Raw genomic sequence first — 17,725 nt, forward strand, 5'->3', positions numbered from 1 at the left:
CCGACTCGACTGGCTCACACTCGCCGGGAATGGCTCGCGTGAGTAGCGTCGAATCTGCGGCCCGACCGGCCCGCACTCGCTGGGGGTGGCTCGCGTGAGTCGCTCCTCGCGGGTCGTCGCCGAGGCACGCGCGGCCTACAAGTCGTTCGTCCGGCGACGCGTCGCCGTCTTCTTCACGTTCTTCTTCCCCATCCTGCTCATCGTCATCTTCGCGGGCCTCGTCCGCACGGGCGGTGGCGGGACGGGGCTGTTCAGTCAGCCGCCGGGCTACTACGTGCCCGCGTACCTCGCGGTCGTCGTCCTCTTCACGCCGCTCTCGCGCGTCGGGAGCGAGGTGGCGCGTTTCCGCGAGGGCAACCGCTTCGAGAAGCTCGCGGCGTCGCCGATGCGCCGCTGGGAGTGGCTGGTCGCCCAGACCGCCGTCAACACCGCGCTCATCGCGCTCGCGTGTGCCGCCCTGCTCGCGCTCCTCGCCGCGACGGGCGCGCAGTTCCGCCTCTCCCCGTGGCTCGTCCCGTTCGTCCTCACCGGTTCGGTGCTGTTCTGCGGGATCGGCGCGGTCCTCGGCGCGCTCGCGGACAGCCAGGACGGCGCGATCACGGCGTCGAACGGCGTCGCGCTCCCGCTGCTCTTCCTCTCGAACACGTTCCTGAGCCCCGCGTCGCTCCCCGCGTGGTTCCGACCGGTGACGGACCTCTCGCCGCTCAGCTACTTCGCGTACGGCGTGCGCGCGGCGACCTACCCGGGGAACCACGCCGGGTGGCCGGGGTCCGTGGGCGCGGACTACGCCGTGCTCTGCGTCCTCGCGGTCGTCGCGTTCGCGCTGGGCGCGTGGCTGATCCCGTGGACGGAGCGCTGACGCTCAGCGCGCCATCGGCACCCACGAGTAGACGTGGTTCAGCATCCAGTAGGTGACGACGCCGAGGCCGAGGCTGAGCGTCCACGCGACGACGGCGACCTTCCCCACGGTCGGGTGCGACGTCTCCGGGAGTTCGTCCGTGTCGAAGGTGAGCCCGAGCACGACCGCGTGGAGGACGACGGGAACGGAGACGACGCTCAGGAGAATGTGGACGGCCAGCATGGCGAGGTAGACGACGTGGACGACGTCGGCGTACTGCCAGAGGAACTGGCCCTGCTCGATGACGATCCGCTTCTCGAAGCCCCCGCCGACCTTCCAGAGGTAGAGGACGAGGAAGGCCATGATGAGCGCGAACGCCGTCAGCATCGCCGCCCGGTGCGCGCGGACCTTCCCCCGGCGGATGCAGTAGTAGCCGACGAGGAGCGCGGTGAGCGCGCAGGTGTTGATGACGGCGATGAGGTCGGAGAAGAGCAACACCGTCCCCCGGCTTATCTCGGGGAATATCGGCACGACGCCGGCGAACGTCCCGATGACGAGCGCGTAGCCGACGACGGAGACGACGGCCGTCACCCACCGCGGGTGGGTACGGACCGCGCCGCGTACGTTCATACGTCCGATTTCGGCGCGCGCGCCTTATCCTGTACGCTTCGCGCCGGACCATCGGGCACGCCCCGCGCTCCGTCTCGCCCGCCGCGCTACATCCCCATGTCGGCGGCGCGCTCGGGGACGGGGAGGTCGTTCGGGTCGCAGTCGAGGAGTTCGGCGGCGTGGTCGAGCGCCATGTCGAAGCCGTAGTACCGTTCGAGTTCGTCGCCGTCGGCGCTCGGGCGGACCTTCAACATCGCGTACCCCTCGCGGTTCTGCGCCACGCAGGCGCTCCGGCCGTCCCGCTCGAACTCCAGCACGCGCTCCTCCGCCGTCTCGCGGTAGCGCGCCGTGATGCCGTCCGCCTCGGCGGTGTCGGCGTCCGTGTCGGTCATTACCGCGCCTTCTCGCGCCCGATAGGTGAGGCTGTCGGCTCGCCGCCCGCGCATGCGCCCTCGGCCGCGTCCGCGAGCGACGACCGCACCGAGGCCACGTTCGTCGCGCCCGTCGCATCCGCCGCGCCCGTCGCGTCCGTCGCGTCCGTCACGTCTCCTCGGCCTCGGAGAGCACGGACTTCACCGAGGGAGCCTCGTAGGTCTCGTAGGCCTCGAAGAGCGCCTCGACGTCGTCCGCGAACGTCACCATCTCGCGGTGTTTCGCCTCGACGAACCCTTCGGCCACCTGACCGTTGAAGAACGCGGCGAGGTCGTCGTAGTAGCCCGCGACGTTCAGGAAGCCGCAGGGCTTCTCGTGGAAGCCGAGTTGCGCCCACGTGAGCACCTCGACTATCTCCTCCAGGGTGCCGAAGCCGCCGGGGAGCGCGACGAAGCCGTCCGCGAGCTCGGCCATCCGGGCCTTCCGGGCGTGCATCGAGTCGACGACGTCGAGGTCCGTGAGGCCCTCGTGGGCGATCTCCTTCGCTTCGAGGGACTCGGGGATGACGCCGTGGGCCTCGCCGCCGGCGGCGAGCGTCGCGTCCGCCACCGCGCCCATCAGGCCGACGCGGCCGCCGCCGTAGACGAGCGTCACGTCGCGCGTGGCGAGCTCGCGCCCCAGCGCCTCGGCGGCGGCGCGGTACGCCGGCCGTTCGCCCGGGCTCGAACCGCAGTAAACACAGAGTGCGTCCATGTCCGCCCGTCCGTCGCCGGCCGTGTAAAGCCCATCGGGCTCGCGCGGGTCGCACGGTGTCGCGGGCAGCGGGGAGTCGCGGGCGGCGGGGCGAACCGCACGGACGACGCCGAACCCGGTGAGGGTTTAGGCGCGAACGCCGTAGGTCGAGGCGAACAGATGCCCCCGCTCGTCGCGCCGACCGAACTCGCGCTCTTCGCGCTCGTGGGGTTGCTCGGCGGCGCGCACTGCCTCGGGATGTGCGGCCCGCTCGTCACGACGTACGCCGAGCGGATGCCCGCGGACGACCGCGGGCGCGGCCCGTCGTGGTTCGAGCTCCGCCAGCACGCCCTCTTCAACGCGGGGCGGACGGCGAGCTACGCGCTCGTCGGCGGCCTGCTCGGCCTCGTCGGCGCGACCGTCTACGCGGGTGCCGGCGCGGCCCTCGGCGGTGCGGGCGCGGGCGACCTCCTCCGCGGCGTCGTCGGCGTCGTCGTCGGCTGCGTCGTGATCGCCGTCGGCCTGACACGCGTCCTCGGCACCGACCGGCTCCGCGGGCTCTCGCCGGTGTCGCTTGGCTCCGGCGCGCTCTTCTCGCGCGTGGCCGGCTACGCGAGCGCGCGCGTCGACGACTACGCCACGGGGCCGAAGATCGCGCTCCTCGGCGCCATCCACGCCTTCCTCCCCTGTCCGCTCCTCTACCCGGCGTTCGTCTACGCGCTCGGGCAGGGCCGCCCCGTCGCGGGCGCGCTGAACCTCGCGGCGCTCGGCGTCGGGACCGTCCCGACGCTGTTCCTCTACGGGACCGTCCTCGGCTCCGTCCCCGCGGCGCGGCGCGCCGCCGCCCACCGCGTCCTCGGCGGCGCGTTCGTCCTCCTCGGGCTCCTCCCGCTGCTCGCCGGCCTCGGCCTGCTCGGGGTCCCCGTCCCGCACGTCCACGTTCCGCACTACGCGGCGACGCCGTAACACGATACCATGACCGACACGACCGACACCTGCACCCTCTGCGACCTCCCGATCCGCGGCGACCCCGTGACGGCGGACGACGACGCCGACGAGACGTTCTGCTGTCGGGGTTGCCGTGAGGTGTACCGAACGCTCGGCGACGCGGACCCGGAGAGCGTGTCCGCGGACGACCTCGACGCCGCGCGCGACGGGGACGGCTCGGAGAACGACGTCCCCGAGGACGCCGCGACGGCGTTCCTCGCCGTCGACGGGATGCACTGCACGGCCTGCGAGGCGTTCTTGGAGACGACTGCACGGGACGGCGACGGCGTCTACGACGCCGAGGCGAGCTACACGACGGAGATGCTGAAGGTCACCTACGACGACTCGGTGACGGACGAGGGGACGCTCGCGGAGTCGGTGAGCCGCCTCGGCTACCGGGCGAGCGTCCCGGAGGTCGGGACGGCCGCCGCAGAGGAGGAGCGCTTCGGCCGCGACGAACTGCGCACCGTCCTCGGCGTCCTCGGCGCGATGGCGGTGATGATGATATACGTCCTCTTCGTCTACCCGACCTACCTCGGGATATACCCCGAGTCGTTCCTCTACGAGCCGGCGACGCACGTGATGGTCTTCGTCCCCATCCCGCTGCTCTCGACGTTCGTCGTCTTCTTCGTCGGCTACCCGATCATCCGCTCGGCGTACGTCAGTTTGCGCGCCGGGACGCCGAGCATGGACGTGCTGATAGCGGGCGGCGCGCTCGCCTCGTACGCGTACTCGATGTACGTCGTCGGGACGGGCGGCGTCGTCATCTACTTCGACGTCGCGGTCGCCATCGTCGCCGTCGTGACGCTCGGCGACTTCGTGCAGCGCCGCGTGAAGCGCCGCGCGCTCGGCTCCATCGGGGACCTCGACTTCGGCCGCGTCACGACGGCGCTCGTCCGCGACGCCGCGGGCACACACGAGGTGGACGTCGACGACCTCGAACCCGGTGACGAGGTCGTCGTGAAGCGCGGCGAGCGCGTCCCGCTCGACGGGACGATCGTTGAGGGCGAGGCCGCGCTCGACGAGGCGCTCGTCACGGGCGAGTCCGTCCCGGAGGCGAAGGGGCCGGGCGACTCGGTCATCGGCGGCTCGGTCGCCACGGACGGCCGCCTCGTCGTCCGCGTCGGCGAGCGCGCCGCGAGCACGTACGACCGCCTGCTCGGGCAGCTCTGGAACGTCCAGTCGGGCTCCGGGGGCACACAGCGCCTCGCGGACACCATCGCGGCGCTCTTCGTGCCGTTCGTCCTCGCGCTCGCGCTCCTCGTCGCCGCCGGCTGGCTCCTCACGGGCGCGCCCGTCCGCGAGGCGCTCACGGTCGGCGTCTCCGTGCTCGTCGTCTCCTGTCCGTGCTCGTTCGGCCTCGCCACGCCGGTCGCCGTCGCCGCGGGCGTGAGTCGCGCCGCCGACGACGGCGTGCTCGTGACGAACACGGACGCCGTGGCGTCGCTCGCGGACGTCGACGTCGTCGCCTTCGACAAAACGGGGACGCTCACCGAGGGGAAGATGCGCGTCACGGACGCCGCGGTCGACGACGCCGCCGAACGCGACGTCCTGCGCTACGCGGCCGCCATCGAGCGCGAGGCCAACCACCCGGTCGCGGACGCCGTCGTCGGCCACGCGGCGGAACGCGGCGCGCTCGCGGCCGGCGGGCGCGGGGCCGACGACGCGGCGGGTGACGAGAACGGCGCGGCGAGCGACGGCGGACGCCCGAGCGTCGTCGGGGAGTCGCCGGACGCCGACGGTGACGCGAGCGCCGCGACCGACGAATCGCCCGCGCTCCGCGTCGCGGACTTCGAGGAGCGACGCCGCGGGGCGGTCGGGACCGTCGACGGCGCGCGCGTCCTCGTCGGTCACCCCGACCTGTTCGCGGGCGACGACTGGACCGTGCCCGACGCCGTCTCGCGCGCCGTCGCGGGCGCACAGGGCGACGGGGCAATCGCCACCGTCGTCGGCTGGGACGGCCGGGCGCGCGGCGTCCTCGCGGCGCGCGACACCCCCCGTGAGGACTGGACGGAGACGGTCGAGGCGCTCGCGCGCGACGGCCGGGAGGTCGTCGTCGTGACGGGCGACGACCAGTCCCGCGTGGCGGCGTTCGAGTCCCACCCGGACGTCGCGGACGTCTTCGCGGGCGTGCTCCCGCAGGCGAAGGCCGCCGTCGTCGAGCGCCTGCGCGGCGCTGAGGGGACGGTGGCGATGGTGGGCGACGGGACGAACGACGCGCCCGCGCTCGCCGCCGCGGACCTCGGCGTCGCCTTCGCCTCCGGGACCGAACTCGCCACGGAGGCTGCGGACGCCACCATCACGCGGGGCGGTCTGCGCTCCGTCCGGCGGCTCTTCGGCATCGCGACGACGACGCGCTCGCGCGTCCGGCAGAACTTCGGGTGGGCGCTCGGCTACAACGCGATAACGCTACCCCTGGCCGCGCTCGGCCTCGTCGACCCGCTGCTCGCGGCGCTCGCCATGGCCGCCTCCAGCCTGCTCGTCGTCGCCAACTCCGCGCGCTCCTACGCGCTGGACGAGTGACGGGAACGAATTAACTCGGGTCGTAGTTTCTCGTTTCTGCCCGTCGGGCGCTGTACCGCGTGAAATCACCGTCTCGTCGGAAAGGGTTAAGTCGATAGAACGGCCACAGTGAAGCGATGACGATGTCCGACGTGGTGCCGGTGGCGGACGTGTTCGACGCGCTCGCCGCGGCCGCGCCAGAGATACGGGCGGGGTTCGCGGGACGCGCCGGCGAGACCGACGACCACAACGCGACCGGTGACCGTCAACTCCACGCGGACATCCACGCCGACGAGCTGCTGCGCGCACACCTCGGCGGGCTCGACGCCGTCGGCCAGTACGCCAGCGAGGAAGCCGAGGACGTCAGCGACGTCGGAACGGGGCCCCTCTCCGTCAGCGTCGACCCGCTCGACGGCTCCTCGAACCTCGGCGCGAACAACCCGACCGGCACCATCGTCGGCGTCTACGACGCCCCGCTCCCCGCGGCCGGGAGCGACCTCGTCGCCGCCGCGTACGTCCTCTACGGCCCACTCACGACGATGGTCGCCGCGACCGACGACGGCGCGACGCGATACGCGATCACGCCCGACGGGCGACGCGACGGCGAGCCGGCCGACCTCCCCGACGAACCGACCGTCTACGGCTTCGGCGGCCGCGTCCCCGACTGGACGGCCGACTTCACGGACTACGCGCGCCGCGTCGAGGACGAACTGAAGCTCCGCTACAGCGGCGCGATGGTCGCCGACGTCAATCAGGTGCTCACCTACGGCGGCGTCTTCGCCTATCCCGGTCTCCGCGACCGACCGGCGGGCAAGCTCCGCACGCAGTTCGAGGCCATCCCCATGGCGTACATCGTCGAGGCCGCCGGCGGCGCGTCCACGAACGGGACCCGCTCCGTCCTCGACGCCGAACCCGAGACCCTCCACGAGCGCACGCCCGTCTTCCTCGGGAACGACGCGCTCATCGAGCGCGCGGAGCGGGCGCTCGACTGACCCGCGGGCCGCACCTTTATTCGGGCACCGGGTGCACGTCCCGGTATGGACTCCGAGGAGAACCCCTTCGAGAACCTCCAAGAGCAGATCGACGACGCGGCGTCCTTTCTCCCCGCCGACGTCAACGCCGACGTCATCACGCGGCTCAAACACCCCGAGCGCGTACTGGAGGCGAACCTCACCGTCGATATGGACGACGGGAGCCTCGAAACCTTCACCGCGTATCGCTCGCAGTTCAACGGCGACCGCGGCCCGTACAAGGGCGGCGTTCGCTACCATCCGGGCGTCTCGCGTGACGAGGTGAAGGCGCTCTCCGGCTGGATGGTCTACAAGTGCGCCGTCGTCGACATTCCCTACGGCGGGGCGAAGGGCGGCATCGTCGTCGACCCGAGCGAGTACAGCGCCGACGAGCTCGAACGCCTCACGCGCTCGTTCGCCGAGGAACTCCGGCCGCTCGTCGGCGAGGACCGCGACATCCCCGCGCCCGACGTCAACACCGGCCAGCGGGAGATGAACTGGATCAAAAACACCTACGAGACGCTCGAACACACCACCGAGCCCGGCGTCGTCACCGGGAAGGCCATCGAGAACGGCGGGAGCGAGGGCCGCGTCGAGGCCACCGGCCGCTCCGTCATGCTCGCCGCGCGCGAACTCTTCGACCACCTCGGGACGGACGTCGAGGGCGCGACGGTCGCCGTGCAGGGCTTCGGAAACGCCGGCTCCGTCGCCGCGACGCTCATCGACGACCTCGGCGCGACCGTCGTCGCCGTCTCCGACTCCTCGGGCGGCATCCACGACCCCGATGGCCTCGACCCCGAGGCGGTCAAGGGGTTCAAGAACGAGACCGGCACCGTCTCGGACTACGAGGGGAGCGAGAACATCACCAACGAGGAGCTCCTCACGCTCGACGTCGACCTCCTCGTCCCCGCCGCCCTCGAGAACGCCGTCGACGGTGACCTCGCCGCGGACGTGCAGGCCGACGCCGTCGTCGAGGCCGCGAACGGTCCGCTCACCCCGGACGCCGACGACGTCCTCCAGGAACGCGGCGTCACCGTCGTCCCCGACATCCTCGCCAACGCCGGCGGCGTCACCGTCTCCTACTTCGAGTGGGTGCAGAACCGCCAGCGCTTCTACTGGTCCGAAGACCGCGTCAACGACGAACTCGAAACCGTCATCGTCGACGCCTTCGACGACCTCGTCGAAGCCAAGGAGACGCTGGACCTCCCGAGTTTCCGCATCGCCGCCTACGTCGTCGCCATCCGGCGCGTCGTCGACGCCTACACCGGCAACGGGAACTGGCCCTGAAAGCCGGGGAGAGACTGCCGAACTCGCCGGGCCCGGAAAACAGCCGGTTTTCTCCGGCCCGTGAGGGCCGCCTACAGCGACCCTCGACCCCGTTTCGTATCCCAATCCTGCCCCCCACTCCGTCGGAGTGCGCCCCGGCGTGCTCGCGTGCTCTCACGCGAACGTCGGCTGATGCATCCGGGCGGCGCTAGTCGCCCGAAGACGTCGTGTGGAGAAGGGGTCGTACCGTGCCGCGACCGACTGCGACGACACCGCGCCGCGACCGACCGCGACGACACCGCTATCGCATCGCGCCGCGATTTCGACGGTGCCGTTTCAGGTTCGCTTTTTCAGCGACTGCTCGAAGTTGTCGAGGTGTTCGCGCGCCTTTTGAAGCGCCTCGCGCTTCTTGCCGTCGGAGTCGCGCTCGGCCTCGTCGATGTGCTTGCGGAGTTCGTCGGTCGTCTTCTCGATGGCCTCGTTCGCGTAGTCGCTCGCGCCGTCGTTGGAGTTCGACATGACGTCTCGACGGTCACTCGGCACACGGAAGAAGACGGTGGCCGCTCACGCGGTTTTCTTGAGTGTCCGTTCGATCTTTTCGAGCAGGTCGCGGGAGCGCGAGAGCGCAATGGCCCGCGCGCCCGAGGCGTCCGCCTCGGCGCGCTCGATCTCCGTTTCGAGCGTCTCGAACGCCTCGCCGATGGCGTTCGAACCCCACCCCTCCTCGGTTCCGGAGTCGGCTCGCTCGCTGGACATGGCGTCTAGCCGGTGAGTTGTGTCCGCCCGACGGAAAAATCCGGGGGCGACGACGCACCGGGCCGGGCTCGCGGGCGCGGTGCGAAAGGAACTATACGTCGAGGCGGCCTTTCGGTGGGTATGAGCCTCCGGCGGTTCGTCCGCGGCACCGTCCCGTGGTCGTCGCTCGAAGCGGTCGCCCGCGAGATGGCCGAGCGCTACGACCAGGAGCGCGTCCGCGTCGAGTTCCTGGAGGCGGACAACTGGTTCTCCACGCCCGTCGTCGTGAACGACCGGTGGTTCTGCAAGATCGTCTCCGCACAGAACGCCTTCGTCCACTCGCTGTTCACCGGGATGCGGAACCTCGGGGTCTTCTCGGCGGGCGCGGAGGGCTTCTTCGAGCCCTTCGACGGCCCCGTCGAGATGGCGGAGCACGAACTCGTGGCGACGCGGCGGATGCGCGAGGCCGGTCTGAACGTCCCCGAACCGATCGAGGTGTTCGCCGTCGACGACCTCGGCGTCCTCGTCATGGAGTACCTTCCGGACTTCGAGACGCTCGACGACCTCCCGCCCCGGGCCATCGCGGCCCGCGCCCCCGAACTGTTCGCCGCGCTCCGGACGATGCACGACCACGGCCTCGCGCACGGCGACCTCCGCGCGGAGAACGTCCTCGTCCACCGCGGCGACCTCTACTTCATCGACGCGACGCGCGTCCGCGAGGACGCGGACGTCGAGCGCTCCGCGCAGGCGTACGACCTCGCGTGCGCGCTCGCCGTCCTCGAACCGCTCGTGGGTGCCGAAGTCGCCGTCGGTGCGGCCCGCGAGGCCTTCGACGTCGCGGCGCTACTCGCCGCCCGCGAGTTCCTCGACTTCGTCGCCATCCGCCCCGACCACGACTTCGACGCCGCCGCGCTCCGCGGCGAACTCGAGGGCGCTGCGAGCGACCGGGACGGATGAGCCACGGCACCCGGCGAGCCGGCGTTTCCTGCAGCCTCCGTCACACCTATCCGTCCCGGTTTGGAACGCGACGACCATGGAGGGGGACGAACGGTCCGCGACGGTACAGGAGAAACTCGAGGACGCCTTGGAACACGCGGAGAACGACCGGACGCGATTCTTGCTCCGGAGCGCGCTGCAGGACCTGCTCATCGACGCGGACGTGGGGTCGGACTGAACGCTCTCGGGTGACGTGAGAGGCGGGAGGCGATGGGGGTGGCCCCACCTGGTCGGTAGGGGCCGATGGTCGTCCGGCGCGGGCTTCCGGACGACTCGGGGTCGGCGTGGAGACGAGGTGCGGGCGTTAGTGCCAACACGCGACGAGAAAAGCGTCTCGCGTCGGCAGTTCCCACTATTCCCTCCGCGCGTAAAAAGGTATCCACCGACGGCCGTCAGCGCCGCCGGTCGTCGAGCGCGGGGAACGAGTCCCGGACCTCCCGGACGCGCTCGGGCTCGACGTCCGCGACGACGAGCGTCGCCTCGTCGCCGGCGCTCGCCATCGGCGTCCCCCACGGGTCGTAGACGGTGGAGCGCCCGAGCAGTCGCGCGTCGCCCTGTGCGCCGACGCCGTTGACCGCGCCGAGATACCACTGGTTCTCGACGGCGCGCGCCCGCGCGAGCGTCCGCCAGTGCTCGACGCGCGGGTACGGCCACGCGGACGGGACGAGGACGAGCGTGACGCCCGCATCGAGGAGGTCACGGTAGAGTTCGGGGAAACGAAGATCGTAGCACGTCGTCGCGGCGACGGTGAAGCCGCCGACGTCGGCGGTATCGAGGCGTTCGCCCGCCACGAGCAGGTCGGCTTCGCGCGAGTCGTAGCCGAAGAGGTGGCGTTTGCGGTAGACGAGCCGCCGCTCGCCCGACGCGTCGAGGAGGACGCTCGTGTTCGCGTACCCCTCGTCGGCGGGCGTGTCGAACCCGGCGGCGGCGCTCGCGGCGAGGTCCTCGACGACGCTCCCCGCGAGGACGGCGACTCCGTGCTCGGCGGCGACGTCGGCGAGCGCGTCGAGACGCGACCCGTCGAGGCCCTGGGCGGCGGCCGGGTAGTCGTCGAAGGCGAAGTAGCCGACGTCCCACAGCTCGGGGAGGGCGACGAGGTCGGCGTCGCGGTCGGCGGCGGCCGCGACGGCGTCGCGTGCCGCGCGTTCGTTCGCCGCGACGTCGCCCGCGGTTGGGTCGAGTTGGGCGAGCGCGAGACGCATCGTGGACTACGCCCCCTTGGAGGCGAGTTCGCGTTCGAGGTTGTCGAGTTCGTCGTCGAGCTCGCGTTTGAAGAAGGACTCGACGCCGGGGAACTTCCCCTCGACCACGAAGGTGTTGTGGAGCCGACAGCCGCCGTCGGTCGCCTCCAGTTCGTGCTCGCCGGTGACGTTCAGCACGGAGGATTTCCCGACGAACTCGACGTACTCGCCCTCGCGGCGGTCGACGTCGCGCGTCTCGACCTCGATGGTCCGTCGGACGACGGGGAGTTCGACGAACCAGACGGTGACGTCGCCGCGGCGCTCGTAGCCGGTGACGACGCTGATGGCCGAAGCGCGCTTCGTCGGGTCGGCGATGAACTCCCAGACGTCCGCTGCGGGAACGTCCAACTCGAACGTCCGTTCGACCCGCACAGTCATACGCGGTGGTCGGCCAGCGCGAGCAAAAAACCGCCGATTCGACTCAGGCGGGTTCGACGCGCCACGTCGTCGACTTCGAGCGCCCCCACTTCTCGATGTCGACGTCGTCGGACTTCTCGGCGAGGCGGGGGAGGCGCGCCCCGACCTGTTTGGCGGTGAGGCCGAGGTTGCCGGCGATCCTCTTCGCCCGGAAGTACCGCTCGCCGCCCTCGACGCTCTCGGTGAGGTAGTCGAGGATGCGGCGCTCGTCCTCGGTGTACTCCGTCATGGTTCCGTGTACACGACTCGCGTGCTTAACCGTTTCCGGTCCCGGGACTCCTCACGCGAACGCGTGGAACGCCGCGACGGAGAGCGCGCCGAACGCGACCGCGGCGGCGAACCCGACCGGGACCGCCATGCCCGTGAGTACGCCGAGCGCCCCGACCGTCGCGACCGCACCGCAGACCAACCCGACGCCGAGCCCCTTGTCAGTGGTAGTTTCTGCCATACGTCGGTCTATCGACGCGCGGGACTTAGCGCCTGCGGTCCCCGTCGCGTGACGCAAGGCTTTCGACGGTCGCGGTCGCTCTCGGGGCATGGACATCCGCGCGCTCGCGTTCGGCACGCGCCGCCGCTCCGTCCTCGTCGCGCTCGTCGCCGTCGTCGGCGTCACCGGCGGGGCCGTCGCCCTGGGGTGGGTCGGCGCGCCGTCGGTCGCCGCGACGCAGAACAGCTTCGGTGACGTGAACGAGACGACGACGACCGTCGACACCTCGCTGACGGTCCACAACCCCAACCCGCTCTCGGTCCGCCTCGGCGGCGTGAGCGTCGACTACACCGTCTCGATGAACGACATCGGGCTGGCGCGCGGCGAGAAACGCGGCGTCGCGGTCGGCACCGGGAACACGACCCTGCGATTTTCGAGCTATATCCGCAACGAGCGCATCCCGTCGTGGTGGACGAGCCACGTCCGCAACGGCGAGGAGACGACCGTCTCCGTGGCCGCGGACGTCACCTCGGGCACCCTCGGGCGCACCGTCCACGTCGTCCCCGTGACCCGCACGGTGACGACGAACATCAGCGACCAGTTCAACTCCACCGAGGACCGGCCGGTGAACGCCGGCTTCCCGCTCGTGAGCGACCCGGTCCTCGTCGTCGAGGAGACCAGCGCGCACTGGGGGACCGTGACGAACGAGTCGACGCCCCTCGAAACGTCGTTCGTCGTCCACAACCCCAAATCCGTCCCGGTCGCCATCGGCGGGGTCGGTTACGACGTGACGATGAACGACGTCGCGGTGGGGAGCGGCGAGACGGAGAACACCGTCGTCATCCCGCCCGGCGGGACGCGGACCGTGCGCGCCGAGACCGTCATCGACACCGACCGTATCGACGAGTGGTGGGTGACGCACCTCCAGCGGAACCAGCGGACCGAGGTCGTCATCGACTTCTACGCGCGCCTCTCCGTCGACGGGGCGGGGGAGATGCGCGTCCCGCTGCGCGCGCTCACCTACCGGGACTCGGTCGAGACGGACATCTTCGGGACGAAGAACGCGAGCGCGAGCGCGAACGCCTCGGCCGGTGGGGCGGGCTCGGACGGCTCCGCGAACGCGTCGTCGAACGAGTCCGACGACGGGAGCGCACTCGACGGCCTCGTCTCGGACGGGTCGAACACGACGACCGACGACGGGGGGACGCTCGACGGCGTTCTCAGCGGTGAGACGACCGCGAGCGACGGGGCGAGTGATGACACGACGACGGCAGACGGGACGACCACGACGAGTGACGGGATGACCACGACGAGTGACGGCACGACGGACGGGACGACGGATGATACGAGGACGACGACTGACGGCACCACGACGGCGGAAAATACGACCACCGATGGGACGTCGTCGTCGACGACCGGCGGCTTGCTCGTCCTCGGGGCGTCGCGCTGACCCGGGCTACTCCAGGGTCGTGTGCGCGGACTGCTCGTTGAGCGCGAGGTTCGCGGCGATTTCGGCGTTCCGCATGGCGAGTTCGGCGATCTGCTGGAGGCTGACGAGGACGTCCCGGACGCGGAGCAGGCGGAGGTTCTCCATCTCCGGGAGGGCTTCGAGCATCTCGGTTTCGAGGTCGTCGACCTGGGCGAAGCGCTCGCGGCACTGGACGTGCTTGGCGTAGTCGCGCTCGACGACGGCCTCGACGGCGAGGCGCGTGAGCTCGTCGACCTCGTCGGTGAACTCCCGAATCTGGCGCATCGTCGCGTTGTCGACGTCGAGGGTGTGGCCCTCGGATTCGAGGACGATTTCCGCGATGTCCTCGGCGTTGTCCGCGGTGAGTTCGAGGTTCTTGGCGACCGAGCGGTAGCCGATGAGCGAGAAGCCGTCGTCGAGGCCGACGGCGCGCGCGAGGTTCGGGTTCTCGTAGGCGGTGAAGATGAGCCGAAGGAGGAGGACGAATATCTTGTTCGCCTGTCGCTCGCGGTTGAGCGCGCGCTCGGCGAGGTCGGGGTTCCCGTGCGCGAGGGCCTTCACGGCCTCGCCGCGCATCGTGCTCCCCGTGTTCTCCAGACGCTGGAGGAGGTTGTCGAGCGTGAAGTCCTCGGGGTCGACGGAACACCGGATGGTGATGCGCTCGGGCGTCTCCTCGACGACGCCGAGGCCCATCAGCTGCGTTTCGGCCTTGTAGACGGCGTTGATGTGGTCGCTGTCGAGGGTGTCCTCGTCGGTGACGTGGATGACGCGCCGTCCGAGGACGTACTGGCCGACGATGGCGCGCTCGACGGCCGCGGCGTCGAACGTCTCGGCGTGTATCGTCGCCTCGCTCTCGTCGTCGCTCGCCGACGCCGGCGTCACCGTCAGCGTCCCCTTCCCGCTCTCGCGGACCGTGACCTCGTCCCCCTTCTCGACGTTCTGCGACCGGGCCCACTCCGCCGGGAGCGTCATCGCCAGCGTCGACGGCCCGAGTCGCTGCACTTTCCGGCTCTCCATGCCCGAACCGAAGCTACAGTAGTACCTTAATCTTGCGCTCGACACATTATATTCTCTAAGGAACGCCCCCTCGAATACCGGAGACGGCGAAGTGGAGCGGCGAACGACTAGACGATCACGAACCTGGTGTACGAAGCGGGGCTCTCGGCCCCGATGTGGCCGTCGCCGCCCACCGAATCGCGTCCTTAAGGACGTTATTCGACCTTCACGAGCTGGCGGGTGTGACGGCCCGTCCGGACCTCCATCCACCCGCGCAGTTCGGCGTCGAGGTCGGCCTCGCCCGTGTCGACGTGGAGCACGCCGGTCGCCACGAGCTTCGACGGCGAGGCGACGACCGCGAGTTCGCACCGGCGCACGACCGCGGGGCTGAGCTGTTGGTTCCCCCGCCCGAGGACGAACCCCTGTCCGCCGATGGGCGAGACGACGGCGACGTTGCGCTCCCCGAGCGCGTCGAGGAGTTCGGCCTCGCTCCCGTCGCGCACCAGCACCTCGCCGTCGCGCCAGACGTCCACGCCGAGCGGGGAGCCCTCGATACCGAGTTCGCGCTCGATGGCTCCGACCGTCCCACCGGGCCCGAAGAGGTACGTCACGCCCGCCTCGACGTCCGCGGCGAACCCGGCGGCGAGGGTGTCGACGCTCCCCGAGGTGCGCTGTTTGCCCGACTGGAGCGCCTCCGCGACCGGCACGGTCGCCACCGCCTTCAGCTCCGCGCGGACCTCGCCGGCGCGGTACGCCTCCTCGTCGATGTCGTTCACCTCGCGGCGCTCCGTCCGCTCGAACGTCGCCGCGATTCGACCCGCGTCGCGCGGCGTGCGCGCGAACACGGAGGAGTAGACCTTCACGCCGGCGGGCACGCCCAGCATCGGGGCGTCGCTCCCCGCCTCGTCGAGCGTCGTGGCGACGTCCGTCGCGGTGCCGTCCCCGCCGACGAAGAGGACGAGGTCGACGCCGCGCTCCACGAACGCCCGCACCGCCGCGCGGGTGTCCGTGGCCGTTGTCTCCGTCTCCGCCGGGTGACCGACGACCGTCGGCTCGAAACCGGCCTCGCGGGCCTCCCGCTCGCCCATCTCGCCGCCGTACGCGAGCAGGACGATACCGTTCGTTCTCCCCGCCTCGGTGTCGTCCGCCGTCCCCGCGTCGTCCGCCCGTCGCGCGTCGCTCGTCGCGTCCGTGTCACCCGTCACTCCCGCGGCGTCAGCGAGCGCGCGGAGCGCCGCGCTCGCCCGCTCGGGTGCGCGCGGTTCCGCACCGCGCTCGCGTGCCTCCGCGACCCGCTCGTCCGTCCCCTTCAGGCCGACGCGCCCGCCCATCCCCGCAATCGGGTTGACGACGACGCCGATGGTTCGCATTCGCTTGCGTTTCGCGCGCGCCGCGTAAAGCCCGTTCGCCACGGCCCCGACGGCGACGCGATGCTAAACCGTTAAGGGCGCGCCCGCAGAACCGACCGCGTATGTTCGCACCCCTCGCGGAGACCGCGCTCCCGATTGGCGCGGTGAGCTGGATCGTCCTCGTGCTCGGCCTCGTCCTCGCCGCCGCCTGGTGGGCCTACGAGGTCCGCTGACCGCCCGCGTTCCCCTCCCTACTCGCCGCCCTCGACGCGCTCGCGGAGCCACGCCGCCGCCGCGTTCACCTCGCCCTCGTCCGTCCCCCTGAGTCGCACTCGCACGCCGTCACCCGGGTAGCTCCCGACGGTGACGTCGAAGCGCTCGCGGACGCCCTCGATTCGGTCGACGAGCGCGCTCTCCGGTTCGGCAACGAACACCGTCTTGACGACCGGGACCGCGCCCGTGAACGCCGCCGCGACGCGCTCGAATACCGCCTTCATCTCGCTCGGCACGCCCGGGAGCACGTAGCAGTTCTCGACCACGGCCCCCGGCGCGACGCCCGCGTCGTTCGCCACGAACCGCGCGCCCTCGGGCAGCACCGTCGCGTCCGCCTCGGCGTTCGCGTAGCCGTCGTGCGTCTCGAAGTACGCGACCGCGTCTGGGTGCGCGACCAGGTCGCGGTCGAACGCCGCCGCGACCGCGGCCATCGTCACGTCGTCCGGCGTCGGCCCGAGACCGCCCGTGACGAGCACGGCGTCGTAGCCCGTCGAGAGGAGGCGGACCGTGGTCTCGATGGCGTCGCGGTCGTCGGGCACGACGACGACCCGCGCCACCGTCGCGCCCCGCTCGGTGAGGCGGCGGCCGAGCCACGCCGCGTTCGTGTTCGTCGTCTCGCCCGCGAGCACCTCGTCACCGACCGTCAACACGGCCACGTCCATGCCCGCATCGGCGCGCCGCGTCCTGAAAAAAGCGCCCGTCGCGGGCGTCGGCGGGCCGCGTCGCCCCGCGGTCGGCGTTCGGCCGTCGACCGCGTCTCTCACTCAGTTCTCGTCGCGGACGTCGAGCCCGCTCTCCGCGCGCTCGCGTTCGAGGCGGCGAATCTGGAGGCGGTAGTAGACGATGCCGCCGATGGCGACGAGGCCGCCGAGCGCGAGCAGACCCGCGAAGAGGTAGACGTCGCGCATCAAGAAGAACTGGAGGCTGAGCGACTCGGCGTCGACGCTCCCCCAGCGGACGTGCACGCGGTCGTCGACGACCGTTCGCTCGTAGCCGCCGGGGCTGACGCTCCCGAAGACGGGGACGCGGACCCGCATCCCCGCGGGGAGGAGCACCTCGTGCGAACGCCCCGGGAGGACGACCGGCACGTCGAGCGAGCGGTCACCCATCGGCGCGGTGTACGCGAACTGCCCGCGCTCGCCGGGCGGCGTCACCGTCACGGCGTCGCGCGACTGCGAGACCTCGATGGCCGTCGCGTTCACCACCGTCCCGTTCGGGTAGCGAAACTGGATCGCGCGGATCGGAATGGGCCGCTCACCCGTGAACTGACTCGTCTGGGAGAAACGCATCGCGCTCCGGTTCGTCCCCGTGACGTTCAGCACGGCGGTGTACTGCCCGCCGGTCGCGTTCACGACCGCCGAGACGTTCTGCGCCTCGGTCGCGTTCCACTGATACGTCGCGTTCTGATTCAGCTGCTGATCGCTGACCGTGCTCGTGCCGAGACAGCCGGCGCTCACCGCGAGCAGTCCGACCGCCGCGAGCAGGAGGAGCCAGCGCCGTCGCATCG

At 71.1% G+C, this 17,725-nt stretch carries 22 protein-coding genes; 8 read left to right on the plus strand and 14 right to left on the minus strand.

Annotated features, from left to right (window positions below; all coding sequences use genetic code 11):
- Positions 1-94: 94 nt before the first annotated feature.
- The gene (locus IEX84_RS12090) at positions 95-859 is read left to right on the plus strand and encodes an ABC transporter permease (protein WP_188872836.1); all 765 of its coding nucleotides are present in this window, start codon (positions 95-97) and stop codon (positions 857-859) included.
- Between the two features lie 3 nt (positions 860-862).
- On the opposite strand, the gene IEX84_RS12095 is transcribed toward IEX84_RS12090, so the two are convergent.
- The 4 genes from IEX84_RS12095 to IEX84_RS12110 form a co-directional block, all read right to left on the minus strand.
- Complete coding sequence (locus IEX84_RS12095) at positions 863-1,468, minus strand: DUF420 domain-containing protein (RefSeq protein WP_188872837.1); 606 nt, start codon at positions 1,466-1,468, stop codon at positions 863-865.
- A gap of 86 nt (positions 1,469-1,554) precedes the next feature.
- Positions 1,555-1,839, minus strand: coding sequence for a DUF7111 family protein (locus IEX84_RS12100; RefSeq protein ID WP_188872838.1), 285 nt, complete (start codon positions 1,837-1,839; stop codon positions 1,555-1,557).
- Positions 1,839-1,991 (minus strand): hypothetical protein, encoded by a 153-nt coding sequence (locus IEX84_RS12105; protein WP_188872839.1) that lies wholly within the window; start codon positions 1,989-1,991, stop codon positions 1,839-1,841. The genes IEX84_RS12100 and IEX84_RS12105 overlap by 1 nt, the downstream gene beginning before the upstream one ends.
- Positions 1,988-2,572 carry an LOG family protein gene (locus IEX84_RS12110; protein ID WP_188872840.1) on the minus strand — a complete coding sequence of 195 codons (585 nt, stop codon included), beginning with the start codon at positions 2,570-2,572 and terminating at the stop codon, positions 1,988-1,990. Before IEX84_RS12110 ends, IEX84_RS12105 begins: the two co-directional genes overlap by 4 nt.
- A 159-nt stretch (positions 2,573-2,731) precedes the next feature.
- Between IEX84_RS12110 and IEX84_RS12115 the strand changes: the two genes are divergently transcribed.
- The 4 genes from IEX84_RS12115 to IEX84_RS12130 all read left to right on the plus strand — a co-directional run bounded on the left by IEX84_RS12115 (position 2,732) and on the right by IEX84_RS12130 (position 8,337).
- Entirely contained in the window at positions 2,732-3,517 is a 786-nt protein-coding gene (locus IEX84_RS12115) for a sulfite exporter TauE/SafE family protein (RefSeq protein WP_188872841.1), read from the plus strand.
- Positions 3,518-3,526: 9 nt separating this feature from the next.
- Positions 3,527-6,061, plus strand: a complete 2,535-nt coding sequence (locus tag IEX84_RS12120) for a heavy metal translocating P-type ATPase (RefSeq protein ID WP_188872842.1) — start codon at positions 3,527-3,529, stop codon at positions 6,059-6,061.
- 116 nt (positions 6,062-6,177) lie between these two features.
- Positions 6,178-7,032 (plus strand): class 1 fructose-bisphosphatase, encoded by an 855-nt coding sequence (locus IEX84_RS12125; protein WP_407647611.1) that lies wholly within the window; start codon positions 6,178-6,180, stop codon positions 7,030-7,032.
- Positions 7,033-7,077: 45 nt separating this feature from the next.
- Positions 7,078-8,337 (plus strand): Glu/Leu/Phe/Val family dehydrogenase, encoded by a 1,260-nt coding sequence (locus IEX84_RS12130; RefSeq protein WP_188872843.1) that lies wholly within the window; start codon positions 7,078-7,080, stop codon positions 8,335-8,337.
- Between the two features lie 315 nt (positions 8,338-8,652).
- On the opposite strand, the gene IEX84_RS12135 is transcribed toward IEX84_RS12130, so the two are convergent.
- Both IEX84_RS12135 and IEX84_RS12140 read right to left on the minus strand, forming a co-directional pair.
- A complete protein-coding gene (locus IEX84_RS12135) occupies positions 8,653-8,835 on the minus strand; it encodes a hypothetical protein (protein ID WP_188872844.1) in 183 nt (60 codons plus the stop codon).
- A gap of 45 nt (positions 8,836-8,880) precedes the next feature.
- On the minus strand, positions 8,881-9,072 hold the full coding sequence (locus IEX84_RS12140) for a hypothetical protein (protein ID WP_188872845.1): 192 nt from the start codon (positions 9,070-9,072) through the stop codon (positions 8,881-8,883).
- Between the two features lie 120 nt (positions 9,073-9,192).
- On the opposite strand from IEX84_RS12140, the gene IEX84_RS12145 reads away from it, so the two are divergent.
- Positions 9,193-10,008, plus strand: coding sequence for an RIO1 family regulatory kinase/ATPase domain-containing protein (locus IEX84_RS12145; RefSeq protein WP_188872846.1), 816 nt, complete (start codon positions 9,193-9,195; stop codon positions 10,006-10,008).
- 76 nt (positions 10,009-10,084) lie between these two features.
- The gene (locus IEX84_RS12150; RefSeq protein WP_188872847.1) at positions 10,085-10,225 is read left to right on the plus strand and encodes a hypothetical protein; all 141 of its coding nucleotides are present in this window, start codon (positions 10,085-10,087) and stop codon (positions 10,223-10,225) included.
- Between the two features lie 214 nt (positions 10,226-10,439).
- Here the strand turns inward: IEX84_RS12150 and IEX84_RS12155 are convergent, their stop codons facing one another.
- The 4 genes from IEX84_RS12155 to IEX84_RS12170 are packed head-to-tail and all read right to left on the minus strand — an operon-like array spanning position 10,440 to position 12,153.
- Complete coding sequence (locus IEX84_RS12155) at positions 10,440-11,249, minus strand: nitrilase-related carbon-nitrogen hydrolase (protein WP_188872848.1); 810 nt, start codon at positions 11,247-11,249, stop codon at positions 10,440-10,442.
- Between the two features lie 6 nt (positions 11,250-11,255).
- On the minus strand, positions 11,256-11,666 hold the full coding sequence (locus IEX84_RS12160) for an SRPBCC family protein (RefSeq protein ID WP_188872849.1): 411 nt from the start codon (positions 11,664-11,666) through the stop codon (positions 11,256-11,258).
- Positions 11,667-11,709: 43 nt separating this feature from the next.
- Positions 11,710-11,934 carry a DUF7123 family protein gene (locus tag IEX84_RS12165; RefSeq protein WP_188872850.1) on the minus strand — a complete coding sequence of 75 codons (225 nt, stop codon included), beginning with the start codon at positions 11,932-11,934 and terminating at the stop codon, positions 11,710-11,712.
- A 51-nt stretch (positions 11,935-11,985) separates the two neighbouring features.
- Positions 11,986-12,153 (minus strand): DUF7525 family protein, encoded by a 168-nt coding sequence (locus IEX84_RS12170; RefSeq protein ID WP_188872851.1) that lies wholly within the window; start codon positions 12,151-12,153, stop codon positions 11,986-11,988.
- A gap of 88 nt (positions 12,154-12,241) precedes the next feature.
- On the opposite strand from IEX84_RS12170, the gene IEX84_RS12175 reads away from it, so the two are divergent.
- A complete protein-coding gene (locus tag IEX84_RS12175; protein ID WP_188872852.1) occupies positions 12,242-13,582 on the plus strand; it encodes an LEA type 2 family protein in 1,341 nt (446 codons plus the stop codon).
- 6 nt (positions 13,583-13,588) lie between these two features.
- Here the strand turns inward: IEX84_RS12175 and IEX84_RS12180 are convergent, their stop codons facing one another.
- The 4 genes from IEX84_RS12180 to IEX84_RS12195 form a co-directional block, all read right to left on the minus strand.
- On the minus strand, positions 13,589-14,617 hold the full coding sequence (locus tag IEX84_RS12180) for a phosphate signaling complex PhoU family protein (protein WP_188872853.1): 1,029 nt from the start codon (positions 14,615-14,617) through the stop codon (positions 13,589-13,591).
- Positions 14,618-14,811: 194 nt separating this feature from the next.
- Positions 14,812-15,966 carry an ATP-NAD kinase family protein gene (locus tag IEX84_RS12185; RefSeq protein ID WP_188872854.1) on the minus strand — a complete coding sequence of 385 codons (1,155 nt, stop codon included), beginning with the start codon at positions 15,964-15,966 and terminating at the stop codon, positions 14,812-14,814.
- Positions 15,967-16,196: 230 nt separating this feature from the next.
- Entirely contained in the window at positions 16,197-16,880 is a 684-nt protein-coding gene (locus IEX84_RS12190) for a competence/damage-inducible protein A (RefSeq protein ID WP_188872855.1), read from the minus strand.
- 102 nt (positions 16,881-16,982) lie between these two features.
- On the minus strand, positions 16,983-17,723 hold the full coding sequence (locus IEX84_RS12195) for a DUF5803 family protein (RefSeq protein ID WP_188872856.1): 741 nt from the start codon (positions 17,721-17,723) through the stop codon (positions 16,983-16,985).
- Positions 17,724-17,725 lie beyond the last annotated feature (2 nt).

It is taken from the genome of Halarchaeum rubridurum (assembly GCF_014647115.1).
Lineage (GTDB): Archaea > Halobacteriota > Halobacteria > Halobacteriales > Halobacteriaceae > Halarchaeum > Halarchaeum rubridurum.

Coding starts and splice junctions, on each gene's coding strand:
- IEX84_RS12130 (WP_188872843.1), top strand. CDS start 7,078: ATGGACTCCGAGGAGAACCCCTTCGAGAACCTCCAAGAGCAGATCGAC.
- IEX84_RS12145 (WP_188872846.1), top strand. CDS start 9,193: ATGAGCCTCCGGCGGTTCGTCCGCGGCACCGTCCCGTGGTCGTCGCTC.
- IEX84_RS12110 (WP_188872840.1), bottom strand. CDS start 2,572: ATGGACGCACTCTGTGTTTACTGCGGTTCGAGCCCGGGCGAACGGCCG.
- IEX84_RS12135 (WP_188872844.1), bottom strand. CDS start 8,835: ATGTCGAACTCCAACGACGGCGCGAGCGACTACGCGAACGAGGCCATC.
- IEX84_RS12180 (WP_188872853.1), bottom strand. CDS start 14,617: ATGGAGAGCCGGAAAGTGCAGCGACTCGGGCCGTCGACGCTGGCGATG.
- IEX84_RS12195 (WP_188872856.1), bottom strand. CDS start 17,723: ATGCGACGGCGCTGGCTCCTCCTGCTCGCGGCGGTCGGACTGCTCGCG.
- IEX84_RS12160 (WP_188872849.1), bottom strand. CDS start 11,666: ATGACTGTGCGGGTCGAACGGACGTTCGAGTTGGACGTTCCCGCAGCG.
- IEX84_RS12125 (WP_407647611.1), top strand. CDS start 6,178: ATGACGATGTCCGACGTGGTGCCGGTGGCGGACGTGTTCGACGCGCTC.
- IEX84_RS12155 (WP_188872848.1), bottom strand. CDS start 11,249: ATGCGTCTCGCGCTCGCCCAACTCGACCCAACCGCGGGCGACGTCGCG.
- IEX84_RS12115 (WP_188872841.1), top strand. CDS start 2,732: ATGCCCCCGCTCGTCGCGCCGACCGAACTCGCGCTCTTCGCGCTCGTG.
- IEX84_RS12095 (WP_188872837.1), bottom strand. CDS start 1,468: ATGAACGTACGCGGCGCGGTCCGTACCCACCCGCGGTGGGTGACGGCC.
- IEX84_RS12165 (WP_188872850.1), bottom strand. CDS start 11,934: ATGACGGAGTACACCGAGGACGAGCGCCGCATCCTCGACTACCTCACC.
- IEX84_RS12150 (WP_188872847.1), top strand. CDS start 10,085: ATGGAGGGGGACGAACGGTCCGCGACGGTACAGGAGAAACTCGAGGAC.
- IEX84_RS12140 (WP_188872845.1), bottom strand. CDS start 9,072: ATGTCCAGCGAGCGAGCCGACTCCGGAACCGAGGAGGGGTGGGGTTCG.
- IEX84_RS12175 (WP_188872852.1), top strand. CDS start 12,242: ATGGACATCCGCGCGCTCGCGTTCGGCACGCGCCGCCGCTCCGTCCTC.
- IEX84_RS12185 (WP_188872854.1), bottom strand. CDS start 15,966: ATGCGAACCATCGGCGTCGTCGTCAACCCGATTGCGGGGATGGGCGGG.
- IEX84_RS12120 (WP_188872842.1), top strand. CDS start 3,527: ATGACCGACACGACCGACACCTGCACCCTCTGCGACCTCCCGATCCGC.
- IEX84_RS12100 (WP_188872838.1), bottom strand. CDS start 1,839: ATGACCGACACGGACGCCGACACCGCCGAGGCGGACGGCATCACGGCG.
- IEX84_RS12190 (WP_188872855.1), bottom strand. CDS start 16,880: ATGGACGTGGCCGTGTTGACGGTCGGTGACGAGGTGCTCGCGGGCGAG.
- IEX84_RS12170 (WP_188872851.1), bottom strand. CDS start 12,153: ATGGCAGAAACTACCACTGACAAGGGGCTCGGCGTCGGGTTGGTCTGC.